The sequence below is a fragment of the Pseudonocardia sp. DR1-2 genome (assembly GCF_023717215.1).
In the GTDB taxonomy this organism is placed as follows: Bacteria; Actinomycetota; Actinomycetes; order Mycobacteriales; family Pseudonocardiaceae; genus Pseudonocardia; species Pseudonocardia alni.
In genome coordinates this window covers 172,422-190,381 of record NZ_JAMQOF010000009.1, presented here as the reverse complement: position 1 = coordinate 190,381, position 17,960 = coordinate 172,422, and the positions used below count along the sequence as shown (strand labels likewise).

Below are 17,960 nucleotides of genomic sequence, written 5' to 3'. Positions count from 1 at the left end.
TGTTGCTGACGGGGCCCGTCGACCTGCGTGGTCGGCGGGCCCCGTCGCGTGTGCTGTTCGGGCCGCACGAGACCAACCTCGGGAACGCGGCCCGGGAGATCACCGACGGGCACGTCGCCTACTACGCCGCCCGGGCAGCGGGGGGCGCCGGGATCGTCGTGGTCGAGCCGGCGTCGGTGCACGCCTCGGACCACCCCTACGCCTACGCCCCCGCCGCGTTCCCCACCGCGTCGCCCGGTCCTGCCGCGTCGCCCGGCTCGGCCGCGGCGTCGGGGCGCGTCGAGATGCAGCTCAGCGGGAGTTGTGGATCTTTCGCGCCCGCTGAGCTGCATCTCGGCGACCGGGACGGCGCGCGGGTGCCCGCCGCGGCCGGGTGGGCGGCGGTCGTCGCGGCGTGCCGGCCGCACGGGACGCTCGTGCTGGCCGGGCTCGCGCACGCCGGTGGGCAGGGCAGCTCCGCGCACTCCGGGCACCCGCTGTGGGCGCCGTCGCCGGTCCCGGACGTCGTGTCCCGCGAGGTCCCGGTCGCGATGGGGGCCGCGGAGATCGGCGCCGTGGTCCGCGGCTTCGCCGACGCCGCCCGCGCGGCTGTGGACAGTGGTGTGGACGGTGTGGAGATCTCCGCCGGGCAGCACTCGGTGCTGCGCCAGTTCTGCTCCGGCCTGACCAACCACCGCGACGACGCGTACGGCCGCGACCGCACCCTGCTGCTGCGCGAGGTCCTCGACGCCGTGCGGGCGGCGATCGGGCCGGACCCCCTGCTGGCGCTGCGCCTGTGCGTCGACGAGCTCGCCCCCTGGGCCGGCATCACCCCCGACGACGGCCTCGCCCTCGCCCGGGCCGTCGCCGACCGGGTGGACCTGCTCGTCCCCGTCGTCGGGAGCGCGCTGTCGGTCGCCGCGACCCGGCCGGACCTGCACACGCCCGAGGCGTTCCTGCGGGCCCGGTGCGGCGAGCTGCGGCGTGCCCTCGGCGGTGCGACGACGGTCGTCCTGGCCGGCAGCGTCGTCACCCCGGCCCTCGCCGAGGAGGCCCTGAGCAGCGGTGACGCGGATATCGTCGAGATGACGAGAGCACAGGTCGCGGACCCGCGGCTCGTCGCGCTGACCCGGGCCGGGACGCCGGAGCGCATCCGGCCGTGCCTGCTGACGAACGCCCTCGCCGCGGCCCGGGACCCGCGCAACCCCGTGGTCGGGGACGAGCTGGAACCGCGGTCGGGGCACGAGCGGACCGACCCGGACCCGGACCCGGACCCGTCGCGTTCCGCGGAACGCGGTCCGGACGCTGCGGCGGGCCCCGGACATCGCGATGCGGAACGCGGGGCGGGAGCGCGACGGCCGGTGCTCGTCGTCGGCGGCGGGCCCGCGGGGCTCGAGGCGGCCCGGACACTGGCGCTGCGCGGGCACCCGGTGACGCTGCACGAGCGCACCGACCGGCTCGGCGGCCTGCTCCCCGCGGCCGCGGTACTGCCCGGGCGGGACCGGCTCGCGCTGCCGGTGCCCTGGTGGGCCGCGGAGCTCGACCGGCTCGGCGTCCGGGTCGTGCTGGGATCCGAGGTGGACACCGCCGCGCTCGACGCGGCCCCCACGCGCGGCGACGCGGTGGTGCTCGCGACGGGCTCGCGGCCGTCGCCGTCGGTGCGGGACACGGACGTCCCGGTGCTCACCGCGGCGGAGCTGTGCGCCGGGGTGGCGCGGTCAGCCCCTTCCCTCGCGGTCCCGGTCGGTGTCGGTGGTGGCGCGGACCGCGCGGCGCACCACGTCGTGGAGCACGGAGAGGAACGCGAACGCCACGACCGGGAGGAGCAGGACGACGACGACCTACGTGCCCGGCCCCGTGACCCGGTCGTCGCGGTGCTCGCCGCCGCGGGCGTTCCGCGGAACGCGCCGGTGCTCGTCGTCGACCCGCTCGGGGACTGGACCGGACCGGGGGTCGCGGAGCTGCTGGCCGCTGCCGGGCATCCCGTGGTCCTGGCCACGCCGGACGCCGTCGCCGGGCACCAGCTCGGCCGTTGCGGCGACATGGCCGCGGCGAACGCGCGGCTGGAACGGGCCGATGTCCGCCGGGCGCTGTTCACCCGGCCGGGGGTCGTCCGTGGCGGCGTCGCCGAGCTGGTGGACGTCCACACCGGAGCGGTGACGACCGTGCCGTGCGCGGCCGTCGTCGACTGTGGACCGCGGCTGCCGCAGGACGCGCTGCCGGCGCTGCCCGGCTGCGCGGTCGCGGGGGACCGGGTGGCGCCGCGCACGCTCGCCGAAGCGGTGCGGGAGGGGCGGCAGGCCGCCTTCGCCGTGACGGGCGTCGGCGCCTCGGCGGGCATCACGGCCGGGTCCGCGACCGGAGCTGCGCTCGGAGTCCGAACCGCGGCCGGGACCGTGGCCCCGGCCGGAGTCGGGCCGTGCGCCGTGACCGGAGCCGGTGCGGCTCTGCCGCTGCCCCCGGCCATCGCGCCCGCGGTGCTCCCGACGCCCGTGCTCCCGGGGTCCGCGCCCGCCGGGCCCCGCGGACGCGTGACACCTCGTCCGGGGCCCACCGCGGTCGCGACGCCGGAGACAGCGGACCCCGACCCCCCGCGGCCCCGGCTCGGCGACCCCCTGCGCCTCGGCCGCGCAACGTTGCGCAACCGGATCGTCTTCACCGCCCACCTCACCGGCTTCGCCGAGGGCGGCATGCCGACCGACCGGCACACCGCCTACTACGCGGCCCGTGCCGCGGGCGGCGCCGCGCTGGTGATCACCGAGGAGCACGCGGTCCACCCCGGCGACCGGCCCTACGAGCGGCTGATCCGTGGCCACGACCCGGCCGTGCTGCCCGGCTACCGCGCCCTCACCGACGCGGTGCACGCCCACGGCGCCCTCGTCCTCGCCCAGCTCAACCACAACGGCGCGCAGGGGTCGGGGATGTACTCGCGCACGGCCGTCGTCGGGCCCTCACCGGTGCCCGACCCGATGTTCCGCGAGGTCCCCGCCGAGCTCGACGCGGCCGGGATCGGCGCGGTCGTCGACGCCTTCGCCGACGTCGCCGCGCGCTGCGTCGAGGGCGGGTTCGACGGCGTCGAGCTGCAGTGCTCGCACGCCTCGCTGCTGCGGCTGTTCCTGTCCCCGGCCACCAACCGTCGCACCGACGCCTGGGGGAGCGACCGGGCGAAGCTGGTGCTTGACGTCGTCGCCGCCGTCCGCGCGGCCATCGGCCCGGACCCGGTGCTGGGCCTGCGGATCGGCGTCGACGAGCGCATCGAGGGCGGCATCACCCCCGCCGACGGCGCCGACCTCGCCCGCCGTCTCGCCGCGACCGGGCAGGTGGACCACCTCAACACCTCGATCGGCGTCGCCACCTCGACGCTGCACCTGATCGAGCCGTCCATGCACACCCCGCCGGGCTATGCCGGGCACCTCGCCGCGACCCTGCGCCGCGCCGTCCGTGCCGCCGGGGCGGACCTCCCGGTGATCGGGGTCGGCCGGTTCACCACCCCCGCCCAGGCCGCCGCGGCGCTGGACCGCGGGGAGTGCGACCTGGTCGGCGTCGCCCGCGGGCAGATCGCCGACCCCGGCTTCGCGAACAAGGCCCTCACCGGACGCCCGGTACGCCGGTGCGTCGGGTGCAACCAGGACTGCATCGGCCGGGTCGGGCTGAACCTGCCGCTGGGCTGCGCGGTCGACCCGGCCGCCGGGCGCGAACGGCTCGTCCCGCCCGCCCGGGCCGCCGATCCCGGCGCGGGGCGGGTGCTCGTCGTCGGGGCCGGGCCGGCCGGGCTCGCCGCGGCCGCCGCGCTCGCCGGGCGCGGGCACCGGGTGCTGCTCGCCGAACGGGCCGGCACCCCCGGTGGACGGCTCGCCCTCGCGGCGACCGCGCCCGGGCGGGCCGAGCTCGGCCACGTCGTCGCCGACCTGCTGCGCGAGGCGCACGCGGCCGGGGTCGAGATCCGGTACGGCACGACCGTCGACCGCGGGTTCGTCGAGGAGCTGGAGCCCGCGGCGGTCGTCGTCGCCACCGGGTCGGTACCCGCCGCCCCGTCGTGGGACCCGGAGCGGCTGACCGTCCCCGTCGACGACGTGCTGGCCGGGGTGCGCCTGCCCGCGGGCCCGGTGCTCGTCGTCGACGAGCTCGGGTTCCACCAGGCCACCTCGGTCGCCGAGCTGCTCGCCGCCCGCGGGCACGCCGTCGAGGTCGTCACCCCGGCGCTGGTCGTCGGGCAGGACCTCGGGCTCACCCTGGACCGCGAGGGGTTCCGCCGCCGCGCGCACGCAGCCGGGATCCGCTGCAGCACCGACCGGGCCGTCCTCGGGGTGCTGCGCAGGGGTGAGCAGAGCGCAGGGGGACCGGGCTGCACCGTGGAGCTGCTGCACCACTCGACCGGTCGGGCGGAGCGTCGCGAGGTCGGCGCCGTCGTCGCCGCGACGGCCACCGTCCCCGCCACCCGCCTCTGGAACGCACTGGCCGACGGCCGGTGGCCGGTGCACCGCATCGGCGACGCCCTGGCTCCGCGGCGGTTCGATGCCGCGATCCGCGAGGGGACGCTGCTCGACCTGCGGCCGGCCCCGCTTCCGGCCGTCGTGCCGTGACCACCGCCCCGGCGCGGTGGCCGACCGGCCTCGTCGCTGCCGGGGGCGCCGTCGTCCCCGCGGCGACCGCGCCGCACCGGACCGGGACCCGACCGGGCAGGCTGGGACCGTGCTCCTCGCGGATCTGACCTGGCCCGACCTCGACCCGGCCGCGGCGTACACGCTGCTCGTGCCGGTCGGCTCCACCGAGCAGCACGGCCCGCACCTGCCGCTGGGCACCGACACCGCCGTGGCGTCGGCGGTCGCGTCGGCGCTGCACGACGCCGACCCGGGGCTCGTCCTCGCCCCCGCCCTGCCCTACGGCGCCGCCGGTGAGCACGAGGGCTTCCCCGGCACCGTGTCGATCGGGGAGGACGCACTGCGCACCGTCCTCGTCGAGTACGGCCGCTCGGCGTGCCGGTGGGCGTCGCGGCTGGTGCTGCTCAACGGGCACGGCGGCAACGTCGCCGCGCTCCGCTCGGCCGTGACCCTGCTGCGCTACGAGGGCCGCGACGCCGGCTGGCTGTCCTGCGTCGCCGACGTCCCCGGGGTGCCGCTGGACGCCCACGCCGGGCGCTACGAGACCTCGCTGCTCGCCCACCTGCATCCCGGCCTGGTCCGCACCGACCGCGCCGAGGCGGGCGACACCCGGCCGCTGCGCGAGGTCATCGGGGAGCTGCGGGCCGGGGGGATCGCCGCGGTCAGCCCGAACGGCGTGCTCGGTGACCCGGCCGGCGCGTCGGCCGGGGAGGGGCTGCGACTGCTCGCGGCGATCACGGCGACGGCGTCCGCGGCGGTCACCGCGTGGGACCCCGACCCCGGCACCGGACGCCTCCGCCCGCCGCCGGCGTAGCGCGGGGTCACGCCGCGGGGTGCACCAGCAGGGGCACGAGCTGCTCGGCCGTGGTGAACGAGCCGTGCTGGCCGGGCAGCGTGGACAGGAACGGCTCCGCCTCGCTCCGGACCACCGCCGCCGTCCCGTGCAGCGCGGCGACGACGTCGCCGACCCGGTCGAGCACCCGGTCGGTGACCGGCCCGAACCAGCCCCGGGCCACCGCCTCCTCCCGACTGACGACGGCGGCGTCGTCGCCGAGCACCGCCTGCCAGGCGGCCAGCACGTCGGCCGCCGCCCCGGGCTCGGTGTAGACGTGCCGGGCACGCGGGTCCCCGCCGAGCAGCGCCACGCCGTCGGACAGCGCCGGGGTGGTGTCGGCGTCGACGGTCCGGTCGACGGTGACCATGCCGTGGTCGCCGGTGACCGCCAGCAGGGTCCCCGCGGGCAGTGCCTCCAGCAGCATCGCGAGCAGCGCGTCGACCTGGCGCAGCTGCCAGCGCCACGCCGGGCTCCCGGGGCCGTACAGGTGGCCGACCTTGTCCAGGTCGGCGTGGTAGCCGTAGACCAGCCGCGGGCCGGGGCCCTCCACCCCGGCGAGGATCTCCACGGCCAGGTCGCCCAGCGCGGCGACCCCGCGGTACTCGCCGCCGCGCAGCCCCGACCGGGTCAGCCCGGACGTCCGGAACTCCAGCGGCGACACCGACCGGACCGCGACGCCCGCCGCCGCGGCCCGCTCCAGCACGGTCGGCTCCGGCTGCACCCGCTCCGGGACGAGCCGCTCCCGCAGGTCCCGGCGGCCCGAGGACCAGCCCAGCGCGTCGAGCAGTTCGCCGTCGACGCGGAACCGCAGCCCGAGCGTGCCGTGCGCGCCCGGCGGCAGCCCGGTGCCGAGCGAGGTCAGGCTGATCGGGGTGGTCGAGGGGAACCCGACGGTGAGCGGTCCGGCGTCGGCGAGCCCGGCCAGCACCGGCGCGTCGGCGGCGTGGGCGTGCAGCAGCTCGTGGCCCAGCCCGTCGACGAGCAGCAGCACCGCCGCCCCTGCCCGCGGGAGCCCGAACGCAGGCGGCCGGTCGTCGAGCGGGGCGCCGATCGCGTGCAGCAGGGCGGGGAGGACGTCGGCCAGCGTCGCCGAGCCGTAGCGGGGGAGGACCTCGGGCATGCCCGGAGTCTGCCCGGCGGGACCCGTGCGGACCACGCCGATCGGGCAGGTGCGGGTGTCGACCGGCGACGGCCGGGGATGGAAGGCTCCCGCAGGTGACCGCCGCCCGGACCGACCCCGACCGTCCCTCCGCCACGACCCCCTCGGGCCCGGCGGACCGGCGGCTCCCGGACGGCTTCCGGGTGGTGCTCGACCGTCGCACCCGGCGGCTCGACGGCGGCGCGGCGCTGCTGGGCGGCGCCCCGCCCCGGCTGGTGCACCTGTCCGCGCGGGCCCGCGCGCTGCTGCCCGCCCCCGGGCGGCCGCTGGTGGTCACCGGCCCCACCGAGCGGTCCCTGGCCCGCACCCTGCTCGACGCCGGGCTCGCCCACCCCGTCCCCGACGCCCCGGCCGGGATCACCGCGGCCGAGGTCACCGTCGTCGTCCCGGTGAAGGACCGGCCGCTGGACCGGCTCCTCGCCGCGCTGGCCGGGACCGGGGTGGCCGGCCCGGTCGTCGTCGACGACGGGTCCGCCGACCCGGCACCGCTGCGCCGCGCCGTCGAGCGGGCCGGGGGGACGGTCCTGCGGCACGCCACCCCGCGCGGCCCGGCGGCCGCCCGCAACGCCGGCCTCGCCGCCGCGACCACCCCGTTCGTGGTGTTCCTCGACTCCGACGTCGTCCCCGAACCCGGCTGGCTGCCCCCGCTGCTCGCCCACCTCGCCGACCCGGCGGTCGGTCTCGTCGCGCCGCGGATCGTGGCGTCGGACCCGGAGCGGGGCGGCGGGCTGCGCGGGGCGGTCGGGCGCTACGAGGCGGTGCGGTCGTCGCTGGACCTGGGGCCCGACCCGGCGCTGATCGTGCCGCGGTCCCGTGTCGCCTACGTGCCGAGCGCGGCGATGCTCGTCCGGGTGTCGGCGGTCGGGCCCGTCGCGTTCGACCCGCGGATGCACGTCGCCGAGGACGTCGACCTCGTCCTGCGCCTGCACGCGGCCGGCTGGGCGATGCGCTTCGAACCCGTCGCGCGGGTCGCGCACGACCACCGCACCCACCCGGGGGAGTGGCTGCGGCGCAAGGCGTTCTACGGCACCGGGGCGGCGCCGCTGGCGCGCAGGCACCCCGGCGCGGTGCCGCCGGTGATCCTCTCCCCCTGGACGGCGGCGGTCTGCCTGCTCCTGCTCGCCCAGCGGCGGGGGGCGACGGCGCTCGCCGCCGTCGTCACCGGGGTCGCGACCGAGCGGCTGTCCCGGAAGCTGCCCCGGCTCGACCACCCGCGGCGCGGTGCGGCCCTGCTCACCGCGCTCGGCCTGTCCGGGGCGCTGTGGCAGACGGCGTCGGCGCTGACCCGGCACTTCTGGCCGGTCGCCGCGCTCGCCTGCCTGGTGTCGCGCCGGGCCCGCCGCGCGGTCGTCGCGGCGGCGCTGGCGGAGGGGCTGACCGACTGGTGGCGCCACCGCGACCGCGACCCACGGGTCCGGACCGGGCCGCTGCTGCACCTGCTCGCGCACCGGCTCGACGACCTCGCCTACGGTGCCGGTCTGTGGTGGGGGGCCGTCGAGCAGCGGACCTCCGCCCCGCTGCGGCCGACCGGTCCTGGCGCGCGACGCTGACGCAGGTTAGGCTTCCCTGACCTCCGGTGTCGTACCACTCCGTCAGGACTGGTCTGAACGGGTGATTCGTGTTGCGTCGCGGATCCGATTCTGAGGGCACCTCTCGCCCACCTTCTCCGCGCCTGCGGTTGCGCACGACAGGCTGTCGCCGTGACGTCGGCAACACACCTCCCGACCTCCGGTCGCCCCGTTCCCGGCTCCTTGCACCCCAGGAAGATCGGGAGTGTGATGTGGGCGCTGCCACACGAGACGTGCGGCAACTTTTCCGGGCGCGCCGGCGTGGTCGCGAGACAGGCGACGGCGATCGGCGTTCCTCGGACGAAGTCCCCGGTCAGACCCCGCGCTTCGGAGCGTGCGTGGTCGCGTACGAGGAGTGAGAGTTCATGACAGAGGTCCGGGTCACCGTCGACGGCGTGAACTACGCCGACGACGTCGAGCCCCGCATGTTGCTCGCGCAGTACCTGAGGGAGACGCTGGGCAAGACGGGGACGCTGATCGGCTGCGACACCAGCAACTGTGGTGCCTGCACGGTTCATCTCAACGGGCAGAGCGTGAAGTCCTGCTCGGTGCTCGCGGTCCAGGCGGACGGCGCCGAGGTCACCACCATCGAGGGTCTCGCCCGCGACGGTCAGCTGCACCCGGTGCAGGAGGCCTTCCGCGAGTGCCACGGTCTGCAGTGCGGGTACTGCACGCCGGGAATGATCATGGCTGCGGTGGACCTGCTGGGGGACAACCCCGACCCGTCCGAGCAGGAGGTCCGTGAGGGCATCGAGGGCAACCTCTGCCGCTGCACGGGCTACCAGAACATCGTGCGCGCCGTGCAGACCGCGGCGAAGAACATGAAGCCGGGAGCCGCTCAGCCCTCCGGCCAGGCCGCCCCGGTTGCGGGAGGTAACTGACGTGACGACGACCGCCGAACCCACCACGACCGGCGAGATCGGCAAGGCCCGGGTCCGCAAGGAGGACCAGCGCCTCATCACCGGCCGGTCCCGCTACACCGACTCCATCACCCCTCCGGGAACCGTCCACATCGCCGTCGTCCGGTCGACGATCGCGCGGGCGACCATCACCTCGATCGACAAGTCCGAGGCCGAGAAGGCCCCGGGTGTGTTCGGCGTCTACACCGCGGCCGACCTCGGTGCGGAGGAGGTCGGCATGCCCTGCGCGTGGCCGATCACCCCGGACCAGAAGGCCCCGCAGCGCCCGGTGCTCGCCGTCGGCCGCGTCAACTTCTCCGGTGAGGGCGTCGCCGTCGTCGTCGCCCGGTCGGCTGCCGCCGCGCGCGACGCCGCCGAGCTCGTCGAGGTCGACTACGAGCCGCTCGACCCGGTCCTCGACATGGAGGCCGCCGCGCAGGACGGTGCCGAGCTGGTCCACCCGGACCTCGGCACCAACGTCTCCGCGACCTGGGTGTTCGACTCCGCCGCCGCCGGCACCGGTGCCGACGTGGCCGAGGCCATCAAGGCCGCCGAGGCCGACAGCGACTCCGTCGTCGTCCGCCGCCGCTTCCGCCAGCAGCGCCTGATCCCCGCGTTCATGGAGCCCCGCTCCTGCGTGGTGGACCCGACCGGCGAGCAGCTGACCATCTGGGCCGCGACCCAGGTGCCGCACATCCTGCGCACCATGACCACGGTGACCCTCGGGGTGCCGGAGTCCAAGCTGCGCGTCATCGCCCCCGACGTGGGCGGCGGCTTCGGCGGCAAGATCGGCGTGCTGCCCGAGGAGATGCTCTGCGTGCTGCTCGCGCAGAAGCTGGGCAAGCCGGTCAAGTGGACCGAGACCCGCAGCGAGTGCATGCTCACCGCGCACCACGCCCGGGACCAGATCCAGGACCTCGTGATGACCGCCAAGAAGGACGGCACCATCACCGGGTTCGACGTCCACCTCTACGCCGACATGGGCGCCTACCTCGGCCTCGTCGGGCCGGGTGTGCCGATCCTCGGCGCGTTCATGTTCAACGCGATCTACAAGATCCCCGCGCTGAAGTTCACCTGCTCCAACGTCTTCACCAACAAGACGCTGACCGACGCCTACCGCGGCGCCGGCCGCCCCGAGGCGACCTTCGCCGTCGAGCGCATGCTCGACGAGCTGGCCGTCGAGCTCGGCCGCGACCCGATGGAGCTGCGCGAGCAGAACTGGATCAAGCACGAGGAGTTCCCCTTCACGACCGTCGTGGGCCTGACCTACGACACCGGCAACTACGAGCAGGCCACGCAGCGCGCGATGGAGCTGTTCGACTACGCCGGTCTGCGCCGTGAGCAGGAGGAGCGCCGTCGCTCCGGTGACCCGGTCCAGCTGGGCATCGGCATCTCGACCTTCACCGAGATGTGCGGCCTCGCCCCGTCCCGTGTGCTCGGCTCGCTGGACTACGGCGCCGGCGGCTGGGAGGCCGCCAGCATCCGGATGCTGGCCACCGGCAAGGTCGAGGTCACCACCGGTGCCTCCGCCCACGGCCAGGGTCACGAGACGGCGTTCTCGCAGATCGTCGCGGACAAGCTGGGCGTCGCGTTCGAGGACGTCGAGATCCTGCACGGCGACACCCAGGTGGCGCCGAAGGGCCTCGACACCTACGGCTCGCGCTCGCTGGTCGTCGGCGGTGTGGCCATCGTCAACGCCGCGGACAAGGTGATCGAGAAGGCGACGAAGATCGCCGCGCACCTGCTCGAGGCCTCCGAGGACGACATCGAGTTCGCGAACGGCCAGTTCACCGTCCGCGGCACCGACAAGGGCAAGGCCATCCAGGAGATCGCGTTCGCCGCGTTCATGGCGCACGACTACCCGGAGGGCATGGAGCCGTCGCTGGACTCCGACGCCGTCTTCGACCCGGAGAACTTCTCCTACCCGCACGGCACCCACCTGGCCGCGATCGAGGTCGACACCGACACCGGCCGGGTGAACCTGCGCAAGTACGTCTGCGTCGACGACATCGGCAACGTCATCAACCCGCTGATCGTCGAGGGCCAGGTGCACGGCGGTCTCGCCCAGGGCATCGCGCAGGCCCTGTTCGAGGAGGCGAACTACGACGACCAGGGCACCCTGGTCAACGCCACGTTCGTCGACTACACGATCCCGTCCGCGGCGGACCTGCCGAGCTTCACCACCGAGACGGTCTCCACCCCGGCGACGAGCAACCCGCTCGGGGTCAAGGGCGTCGGCGAGGCGGGCACCATCGCCTCGACCCCGGCGATCCTCAACGGCGTGCTGGACGCGGTGCGGCACCTCGGCGTCGACGAGATCGAGATGCCGACCACCTCGCAGCGCGTCTGGCGTGCGCTCCAGGTCGCGAAGGGCAGGAACCCGCAGGAGACCCCGAGCGACACCCACTCGCCCGGCGCCGGCCTCGGCTCCATCGACCCGAACAACCCCAAGGGAGAGGTCCAGTGATCCCGGCCAAGTTCGACTACGTCCGGCCCTCCTCGGTCGAGGAGGCCGTGACGGCCCTGCAGTCGGCCGGGGAGGACGCCAAGATCCTCGCGGGCGGCCAGAGCCTGCTGCCGGTGCTGCGTCTGCGGATGGCCGCGCCGAGCACGATCATCGACCTCGGGGGCATCCCCGAGCTCAAGCGGATCGGCGAGGACGACCAGTACGTCATGGTCGGCGCGATGGCCACCCACCACGAGGTCATGCGCAACGACCTGGTGAACTCCCACGTGGAGCTGATCGCCCGGGCGACCGAGACCGTCGCGGACCCGCAGGTCCGCCACCGCGGCACCCTGGGCGGCGCGCTCGCGCACGCCGACCCGGCCGGTGACCTGGGCGCGGCCGCCCTGGCGATGGACGCCGAGTTCGTCATCCTGGGTGCCGGTGGCACCCGCCTGGTGACCGCGGCGGACTTCTTCCAGGACTACTTCACGACCGCGATCGGCGAGGGCGAGATCCTCACCATGGTCCGGTTCCCGAAGCGGACCGGCTGGAAGAGCCACTACGAGAAGTTCAACCGGGTCGCCCAGGCGTGGTCCATGGTGGCCGTCGCCGTGGCGCTGAAGGTGGACGGCGGGACCATCACCGAGGCCCGCGTCGGCCTGACCAACATGGGCAACGTGCCGATCCGGGCGACCGGTGTCGAGGCGGCCCTGGTGGGCAAGGCGGCAGGTCCGGACGTCGCGAAGGCGGCCGCCGAGCACGCGCTCGAGGGCACGTCCGCTCCGAGTGACGCGGACGCCGCCGCCGACTACCGTGAGCACCTGGCGAAGGTTCTCACCGGTCGTGCGGTGCTGGCCGCGGCCGGCTGACGTACCCGAGGAACACACCGACGCCGGCGCCGGCCCCGGAACCCCCGGGACCGGCGCCGGCGTTCGTTCGAGGAGGCTGGGCAGAGAAGATGCAACTGGAGAACAAGTTCACGATCGCGGCGCCGATCGAGGACGCGTGGAAGGCCCTCAACGACCCGGAGCTCATCGCTCCGTGCTTCCCCGGGGCGACCCTGACCGAGTACGAGGGCGACTCGTTCCAGGGCACCGTCAAGGTCAAGCTCGGCCCGATCTCGCTCACCTACAAGGGCAAGGGCACCTACATCGAGCGTGACGACGCGAACCACAAGGTGGTCATCGACGCGTCCGGCCGCGACGCCCGCGGCAACGGCACCGCCAAGGCCATCGTGACCGGCACGATGGTCGCCGACGGTGCGGACAAGACCTCGGTCACGATGGTCACCGACATGACCGTCACCGGTCGTCCGGCGCAGTTCGGCCGGGGCGTCATCTCCGACGTCGCCGACAAGATCATCGGACAGTTCTCGAACTGCGTCGCGGACAAGCTGACCGGCCCCGGTGCGGCGACCTCCAACGGCGCGGGCCCGAAGCACGCGGCCGACCAGACCAGCCCGATCCCGGCCGTCCCGCCGGGCCCGGGTGAGGAGGCCGCACCCGCCCCGGTGAAGCGGACCTACCAGCCGCAGAGCAGCCCGGTCGAGGCCATCGACCTGCTCGACTCGGCGGGTGCCCCGGTGCTCAAGCGCCTCGCGCCGGTGCTGGGCGGCGTGGGCGCGCTCGTGCTGCTGGTCGTGCTGATCCGGCGTCTGCGCGGCGCGAAGGGCTGAGTCCCCCGCACGTCCCTCCGGGCCGGTACCGCGTTCCGCGGTGCCGGCCCGTGGCGTTGCGGGGCAGGATGGAGCGGTGCGAGCGGGCGAGCGGAACGGGCTGACCGACGTCGAGGGTCTGCGGGTCGGGCACGCGGCGGTGAGCGGGCCGGGTGCCCGCAGCGGGACGACGGTCGTGCTGGCCCCGCCGGGCGGCGCGGTCGCCGGCGTGGACGTGCGCGGCGCCGCGCCCGGCACCCGGGAGACCGACCTGCTCGACCCGGTCGCGACGGTCCAGCGCGTGCACGCCGTCACCCTGTCCGGGGGCAGCGCCTTCGGACTCGACGCCGCGTCCGGCGTGATGGCCCGGCTGGAGCGCGACGGCGAGGGCTTCCCGGTGCCCGGCGCCGTCGTGCCGATCGTGCCGGCCGCCGTGGTGTTCGACCTCGGCCGCGGCGGTGACCCCCGGGTCCGCCCGACCGCGGTGACCGGCACGGCCGCCTACGACGACGCACACGCCGGCCCGGTCGTCCAGGGTTCGGTCGGGGCGGGCACCGGCGCGGTGTCCGGCGGGCTGCGCGGCGGGATCGGGTCGGCGTCCGCGGTACTCACCGAGGGCCCCGCCGCCGGGACGACGATCGCGGCCCTGGTCGTACTCAACTCCGCCGGTGCGGCCGCGGACCCGGCCACCGGTGAGGTGTACGGCGCCCGGCACGGTCTGCCGGGCGAGTTCGCCGCCGGGGTGGCCCCGGCCCTCGCCCCGCCGGAGCGGCTCGCCGAGCTGTACGCGGGCCACGTGAACCCGCTGGGGACGGCGACGACGCTGGTGGTCGTCGGCACCGACGCGGCCCTGGACAAGGTCGGCTGCACCCGGCTGGCGACGATGGCGCACGACGGCCTGGCCCGGTCGATCTCGCCGGTGCACACGATCCGCGACGGCGACTGCGCGTTCGCGCTGGCCACGGGCACCCGGGCCGCACCGGACGCCGCCGGGGTGTTCGCGCTGCAGGCGGCCGCGGCGGAGGTGACGGCGCGGGCGGTGGCACACGCGCTGCTCGCGGCGGAGCCGGCGCCGGACCGGCCGTCGTACTCGTCGCTCCTGGTGGGCCCGTGAGCGCGCCGAACCCGTGGCTGGGGCGCCCGCGTGCCCCGCGCCCGCCGTCGGCGCCGGACCCGGACGCGGTGCGTCTGGTGGGGCTGCCCCGGCGGCGGGCCGCGGCCCGGGCGGTGAACGACGTGGTGCGGGGCGTGGACGTGCGCGCGTTCGCCGACGGGTGGACCGTGTCGTTCCTCAGCGGCTACTACACGCTCTGCCACACCCTCGACCAGCTGCTCGACGCCGTGGCCCCGCCCGGGGAGCGGGAGCTGCTGCGGGCGACGGTGCTGGCCGCGGCCGACGGGACCGCGGGCCGGGGCTGACCGCCCGATCGGAGGGCCCCGTGACCCGGGTCCCGCCGCCCCCGGCCCCGGCGCCGGTTCAGTCGTCGTCGCGGTCGTGCCGGTCGTCGTGCCGGTCGTCGCCGTCGTGCCGGTCGACGTCGTGGTCGAGGACCTGGCCGGTGGCGGCGTCGATGTCGAGATCGTGCTCGGTGGTGCCGTTCACGACCTCGACCTCCCAGTGGTCCCGGCCGTGGCTGCGGTCGTCGTCGCGGTCGTCGTCGTGCCGGTCGTCGTCGCTGTCGGCCCGGTCGAACTCGACCTCGGTGACCCGCCCGCCGCCCGCGGCGGCGAGGGCGGCGCGCTCGGCGGCGGCGCGGTCGACCGCCGGCGGGGCGGGGGTGGGGGCCGCGGGCGCGGTGACGGCCGCGGGTGCCGTGGGCGCGGCGGTGCGGGGCAGCTCCGGGGGCAGCAGGTCGGCGGTGCGTGCGATCGCGGCGCCGGTCGGGACGACGGTGAGCTCGTCCGGGGCGCCGCCCGCGCCGAGTGCGAGGGCGGTGCCCCCGCCGACGAGCAGGAGACCGGTGGCGGCGACGGCGGCGACGGTGAGCGGGGTACGCACGGTGATCTTCCTCCGAGAGGTTCCGGCTGGTCCGGGTCGGTGCGACCCGGATGCTGGTGGGAACTGTGCCGCCGCCCTCCCCAAGGTCGCGCTGCGTGAGGCCTAAGGCGGCGTTAGGGCCCGGAGCGGCCGAACTACAGTCGTCGGGGTGTCGACCATCAGCCCGGACGAGGGAGTGGCGCGCCGGCTGAAGGCCCTGGCCTGCACGGCGCCGCTGCACGACCTCGACGCCCGCAAGGGGCGGCTCGACTGGGACGCGACCGGCTACCAGATGGCCGAGATCGGCCTGCAGGCGATCGACCAGGTCACCCTGGCCATGGACTTCGACCACGGTGCCGACCACGCGGAGGTCGTCCGGCGGCTGCTGCCGTTCGTGGGCGCGCAGGTGCCGGGGGCGCCGCGGTCGGAGTACGTCCGCGTCGCGCAGTGGGTGATCGACAACCTGATCAACGTGGGGTCGATCGACCGCGGGTTCGCCGTGGAGTACGGCACGACCGACGACGAGGGGCGCTACGTGCGTCGCCGGTTCGACTTCAAGCTGCTCGTCGAGGTGGCCGCCCCGGACGGCGGGATCTACCTGCGCGCCTCGGACGAGGCGATCAACGTGCTGGTCGGGGCGCTGGACACCGACGTCGAGTCGGCCCAGGAGGCCGCCGAGACGAAGCTGGAGACGCTGATCGTCCGCGGTCGTCTCGGCGACGCCCGGCTGGCGGCCGAGCAGGCCCGCTACCGGACCGTGCAGTACGCGGAGTCGTTGCGGCGCAAGCTGGAGGCGACCCGGCGCGACGTCCGCTCGGTGGACTGGCTCGACGCCGTCCCGCAGCTGCTCGACGAGGCGCTCACCCACATCGAGTCCCGCTACCGCGCCGAGACGGTGATCAAGGCGAACATCGCCGACGCCCGTGACGAGGCCACCGAGCCCGGGCGCCGCAGGCAGGCCGCGGAGCTGGTGACCGTCGTCGACGACTGCATCCAGCGACACACCCAGCTGCAGGCACGGTTGCAGGAGGCGGGCGCGTCGTTCCGCGCCGAGCAGGACCGCCAGCAGTTCTCCGGGAGGCCGAAGCGGGCCGCCGTCGACGTGTTCGGGCAGCTGCTGCGGCCGTCGCTGGCGCTGACCGTCGAGGCGGCGCACGACCCGGTGACCGGCTACTTCGGTGCCGGGGCCGGCGTGCGGAACCCGTCGGTGCCGAGCCTGGGCGGGCTGGTCGAGACGTTGCTGACACCGCCGAGCGACCGTGACCCGTTCGGCGCCGAGGTGCCCGAGCCGGAGCTGGCGCCGCAGCCGCGTGAGCGGTTCGGGGTGGAGACGTGGGCGGCCGCCGACGCGGTGCTGCCCGCCGACGTCGAGCACCCGGTGCGGCTGTCCGCGGCGCTCGCGGCGGCCCGCGCGGCCGGGGCGGAGCTGCCGCAGCTGGTCGCGCTGCGGGCGATGCACGCCGTCGGGACGGCGGTGGCCACGGCACGGACCCAGGGCGACCCGTCGGTGCTGGTCGCCGTCGACGACGGGACGGTCCTCGACGACCCCGAGTTCGGCGGCGCAGACCTGCTGCTGGCGCGGGCCGGGGTGCAGGGCGGACAGACGAACCGACGGACGGCGCAGACATGAGTGACACCGAGACCGCGGCCCGCCTGGTCGGCTACGGCATGCGCCCCAAGGCGCTGCCCGGCCGCGACCCCGACTACGCCGACCTGGTCCGGCGCTACCGCGAGGACGACGAGTTCCGCACGACCGTGCAGCGCGTCGCGTCCGGTCTGGGCCTGGTGGTGCTGGCCGTCGACACCGGCCCGGGCATCGTGCTCGCCGCGACCGAGGGCTCGGTGTTCGAGATCCGGATGGACGAGTACGCCCGCCGCACCGCCCTGGCCAACCGGGGCGCCGACAAGGTCCTGCACGGGATCGCGCACCTCGCCGTCGCCGCGCTGGCCTTCCCACGCCCCGACGACCTCGGCGACGACTCCTACGTCGGCCGGGTCTCGGTGGAGCTCGTCGACGGCGCCGTCCGCGAGGCCTGCCGGGTGCTGGCCGAGCGTGCCGCGGGTCCCGCCGACCCCGAGTCCGACGCCCCGCAGCTCGAGGAGGTCTGGCGGGTCTGGCAGCGTCGCCCCGAGGCCACCGCGACCAAGGACGGCCGCGTCGGGGAGTCCACCACCCGCGGGATCGTCGGCAAGGCGCTGCGGTTCCTCGCCGACCAGGGCTTCCTCGTCCCGGTCGGCGCGGAGGGCGCCTACCGGACGACGCCGCGCTACCAGGTGCAGGTGCGCGAGCTCGCGGCCCAGCGGGCCTTCGACGAGCTGCTGGCCCTGAACGTCCTGCCCGCCGCGACTGCCGCCGGGACCCTGGTGACCGAGCACGACGGCGTGTTCGACGCGCCCGGGTCCGGTGCTCAGGGCGCGGCCGGGACGGGAAGCGCGCCCGACCTCGACGATCCGCCGGGGTCGGGGGAGACGGCCGGGCCGTCGTCGGCACTCGATCCGGCACCCGCGGCGAGGCAGCCTGTGGGGGAGACCTCCTCGGACATCGTTCATCCAGTGAACGGGGCGAACGGTGCCGGGACCGACGGCTCGGTCGGCTCGGTCGAGGGCCCCGTGTCCGTGGAACTCGCTTACCCGGTAAGCGAGTTCGTGCAGAGCGGTGTCGGGGGTGACGGCGTGGCCGGTGACCCGATGGGCGTTGTCGATCCCGTCGGCGGGGCTGTGTCGGGGGAACCCGCTGACCCGGTAAGCGAGTTCGCACAGGACGGTGCCGGGGGTGGCGACACGGCCGGGGACCGACACCCTGCCGATACGGGTACGGAGCGTGCGGATCCGGCCGGCCCG

12 protein-coding genes and 1 pseudogene are annotated in these 17,960 nt (G+C 75.8%); 11 read left to right on the top strand and 2 right to left on the bottom strand.

Annotated elements, in window-relative coordinates; genetic code table 11:
* Positions 1 to 2 precede the first annotated feature (2 nt).
* Complete coding sequence (locus ND486_RS24745; protein ID WP_251786783.1) at positions 3 to 4,562, top strand: FAD-dependent oxidoreductase; 4,560 nt, start codon at positions 3 to 5, stop codon at positions 4,560 to 4,562.
* Positions 4,563 to 4,671: 109 nt separating this feature from the next.
* A complete protein-coding gene (gene mftE / locus ND486_RS24740) occupies positions 4,672 to 5,394 on the top strand; it encodes a mycofactocin biosynthesis peptidyl-dipeptidase MftE (RefSeq protein WP_251786782.1) in 723 nt (240 codons plus the stop codon).
* Positions 5,395 to 5,401: 7 nt separating this feature from the next.
* On the opposite strand, the gene ND486_RS24735 is transcribed toward mftE, so the two are convergent.
* Positions 5,402 to 6,535, bottom strand: a complete 1,134-nt coding sequence (locus ND486_RS24735) for an alkaline phosphatase family protein (RefSeq protein ID WP_251786781.1) — start codon at positions 6,533 to 6,535, stop codon at positions 5,402 to 5,404.
* A gap of 95 nt (positions 6,536 to 6,630) precedes the next feature.
* On the opposite strand from ND486_RS24735, the gene mftF reads away from it, so the two are divergent.
* From mftF to ND486_RS24700, 7 genes are all read left to right on the top strand, one after another.
* The gene (gene mftF, locus ND486_RS24730) at positions 6,631 to 8,124 is read left to right on the top strand and encodes a mycofactocin biosynthesis glycosyltransferase MftF (RefSeq protein WP_251786780.1); all 1,494 of its coding nucleotides are present in this window, start codon (positions 6,631 to 6,633) and stop codon (positions 8,122 to 8,124) included.
* Positions 8,125 to 8,507: 383 nt separating this feature from the next.
* Positions 8,508 to 9,023, top strand: a complete 516-nt coding sequence (locus ND486_RS24725; protein ID WP_100878813.1) for a (2Fe-2S)-binding protein — start codon at positions 8,508 to 8,510, stop codon at positions 9,021 to 9,023.
* 1 nt (position 9,024) lies between these two features.
* Positions 9,025 to 11,508 carry a xanthine dehydrogenase family protein molybdopterin-binding subunit gene (locus ND486_RS24720; RefSeq protein ID WP_251786779.1) on the top strand — a complete coding sequence of 828 codons (2,484 nt, stop codon included), beginning with the start codon at positions 9,025 to 9,027 and terminating at the stop codon, positions 11,506 to 11,508.
* The gene (locus ND486_RS24715; RefSeq protein ID WP_208818889.1) at positions 11,505 to 12,356 is read left to right on the top strand and encodes a xanthine dehydrogenase family protein subunit M; all 852 of its coding nucleotides are present in this window, start codon (positions 11,505 to 11,507) and stop codon (positions 12,354 to 12,356) included. The genes ND486_RS24720 and ND486_RS24715 overlap by 4 nt, the downstream gene beginning before the upstream one ends.
* An 89-nt stretch (positions 12,357 to 12,445) precedes the next feature.
* Complete coding sequence (locus ND486_RS24710) at positions 12,446 to 13,162, top strand: SRPBCC family protein (protein WP_251786778.1); 717 nt, start codon at positions 12,446 to 12,448, stop codon at positions 13,160 to 13,162.
* Between the two features lie 76 nt (positions 13,163 to 13,238).
* Positions 13,239 to 14,255, top strand: a complete 1,017-nt coding sequence (locus ND486_RS24705) for a P1 family peptidase (protein WP_251786777.1) — start codon at positions 13,239 to 13,241, stop codon at positions 14,253 to 14,255.
* Entirely contained in the window at positions 14,252 to 14,560 is a 309-nt protein-coding gene (locus tag ND486_RS24700; RefSeq protein ID WP_251786776.1) for a hypothetical protein, read from the top strand. The genes ND486_RS24705 and ND486_RS24700 overlap by 4 nt, the downstream gene beginning before the upstream one ends.
* A 58-nt stretch (positions 14,561 to 14,618) precedes the next feature.
* Here ND486_RS24700 and ND486_RS24695 read toward each other — a convergent pair whose 3' ends face one another.
* A complete protein-coding gene (locus ND486_RS24695) occupies positions 14,619 to 15,140 on the bottom strand; it encodes a PepSY domain-containing protein (RefSeq protein WP_251786775.1) in 522 nt (173 codons plus the stop codon).
* A 148-nt stretch (positions 15,141 to 15,288) separates the two neighbouring features.
* On the opposite strand from ND486_RS24695, the gene ND486_RS24690 reads away from it, so the two are divergent.
* Together ND486_RS24690 and ND486_RS24685 are read left to right on the top strand one after the other, a co-directional pair.
* Positions 15,289 to 16,749 carry a hypothetical protein gene (locus ND486_RS24690; RefSeq protein WP_251786774.1) on the top strand — a complete coding sequence of 487 codons (1,461 nt, stop codon included), beginning with the start codon at positions 15,289 to 15,291 and terminating at the stop codon, positions 16,747 to 16,749.
* Positions 16,746 to 17,483, top strand: a pseudogene (locus ND486_RS24685) (hypothetical protein); the annotation flags it as partial. The gene ND486_RS24690 and the pseudogene ND486_RS24685, both read left to right, overlap by 4 nt.
* Between the last annotated feature and the right edge of the window lie 477 nt (positions 17,484 to 17,960).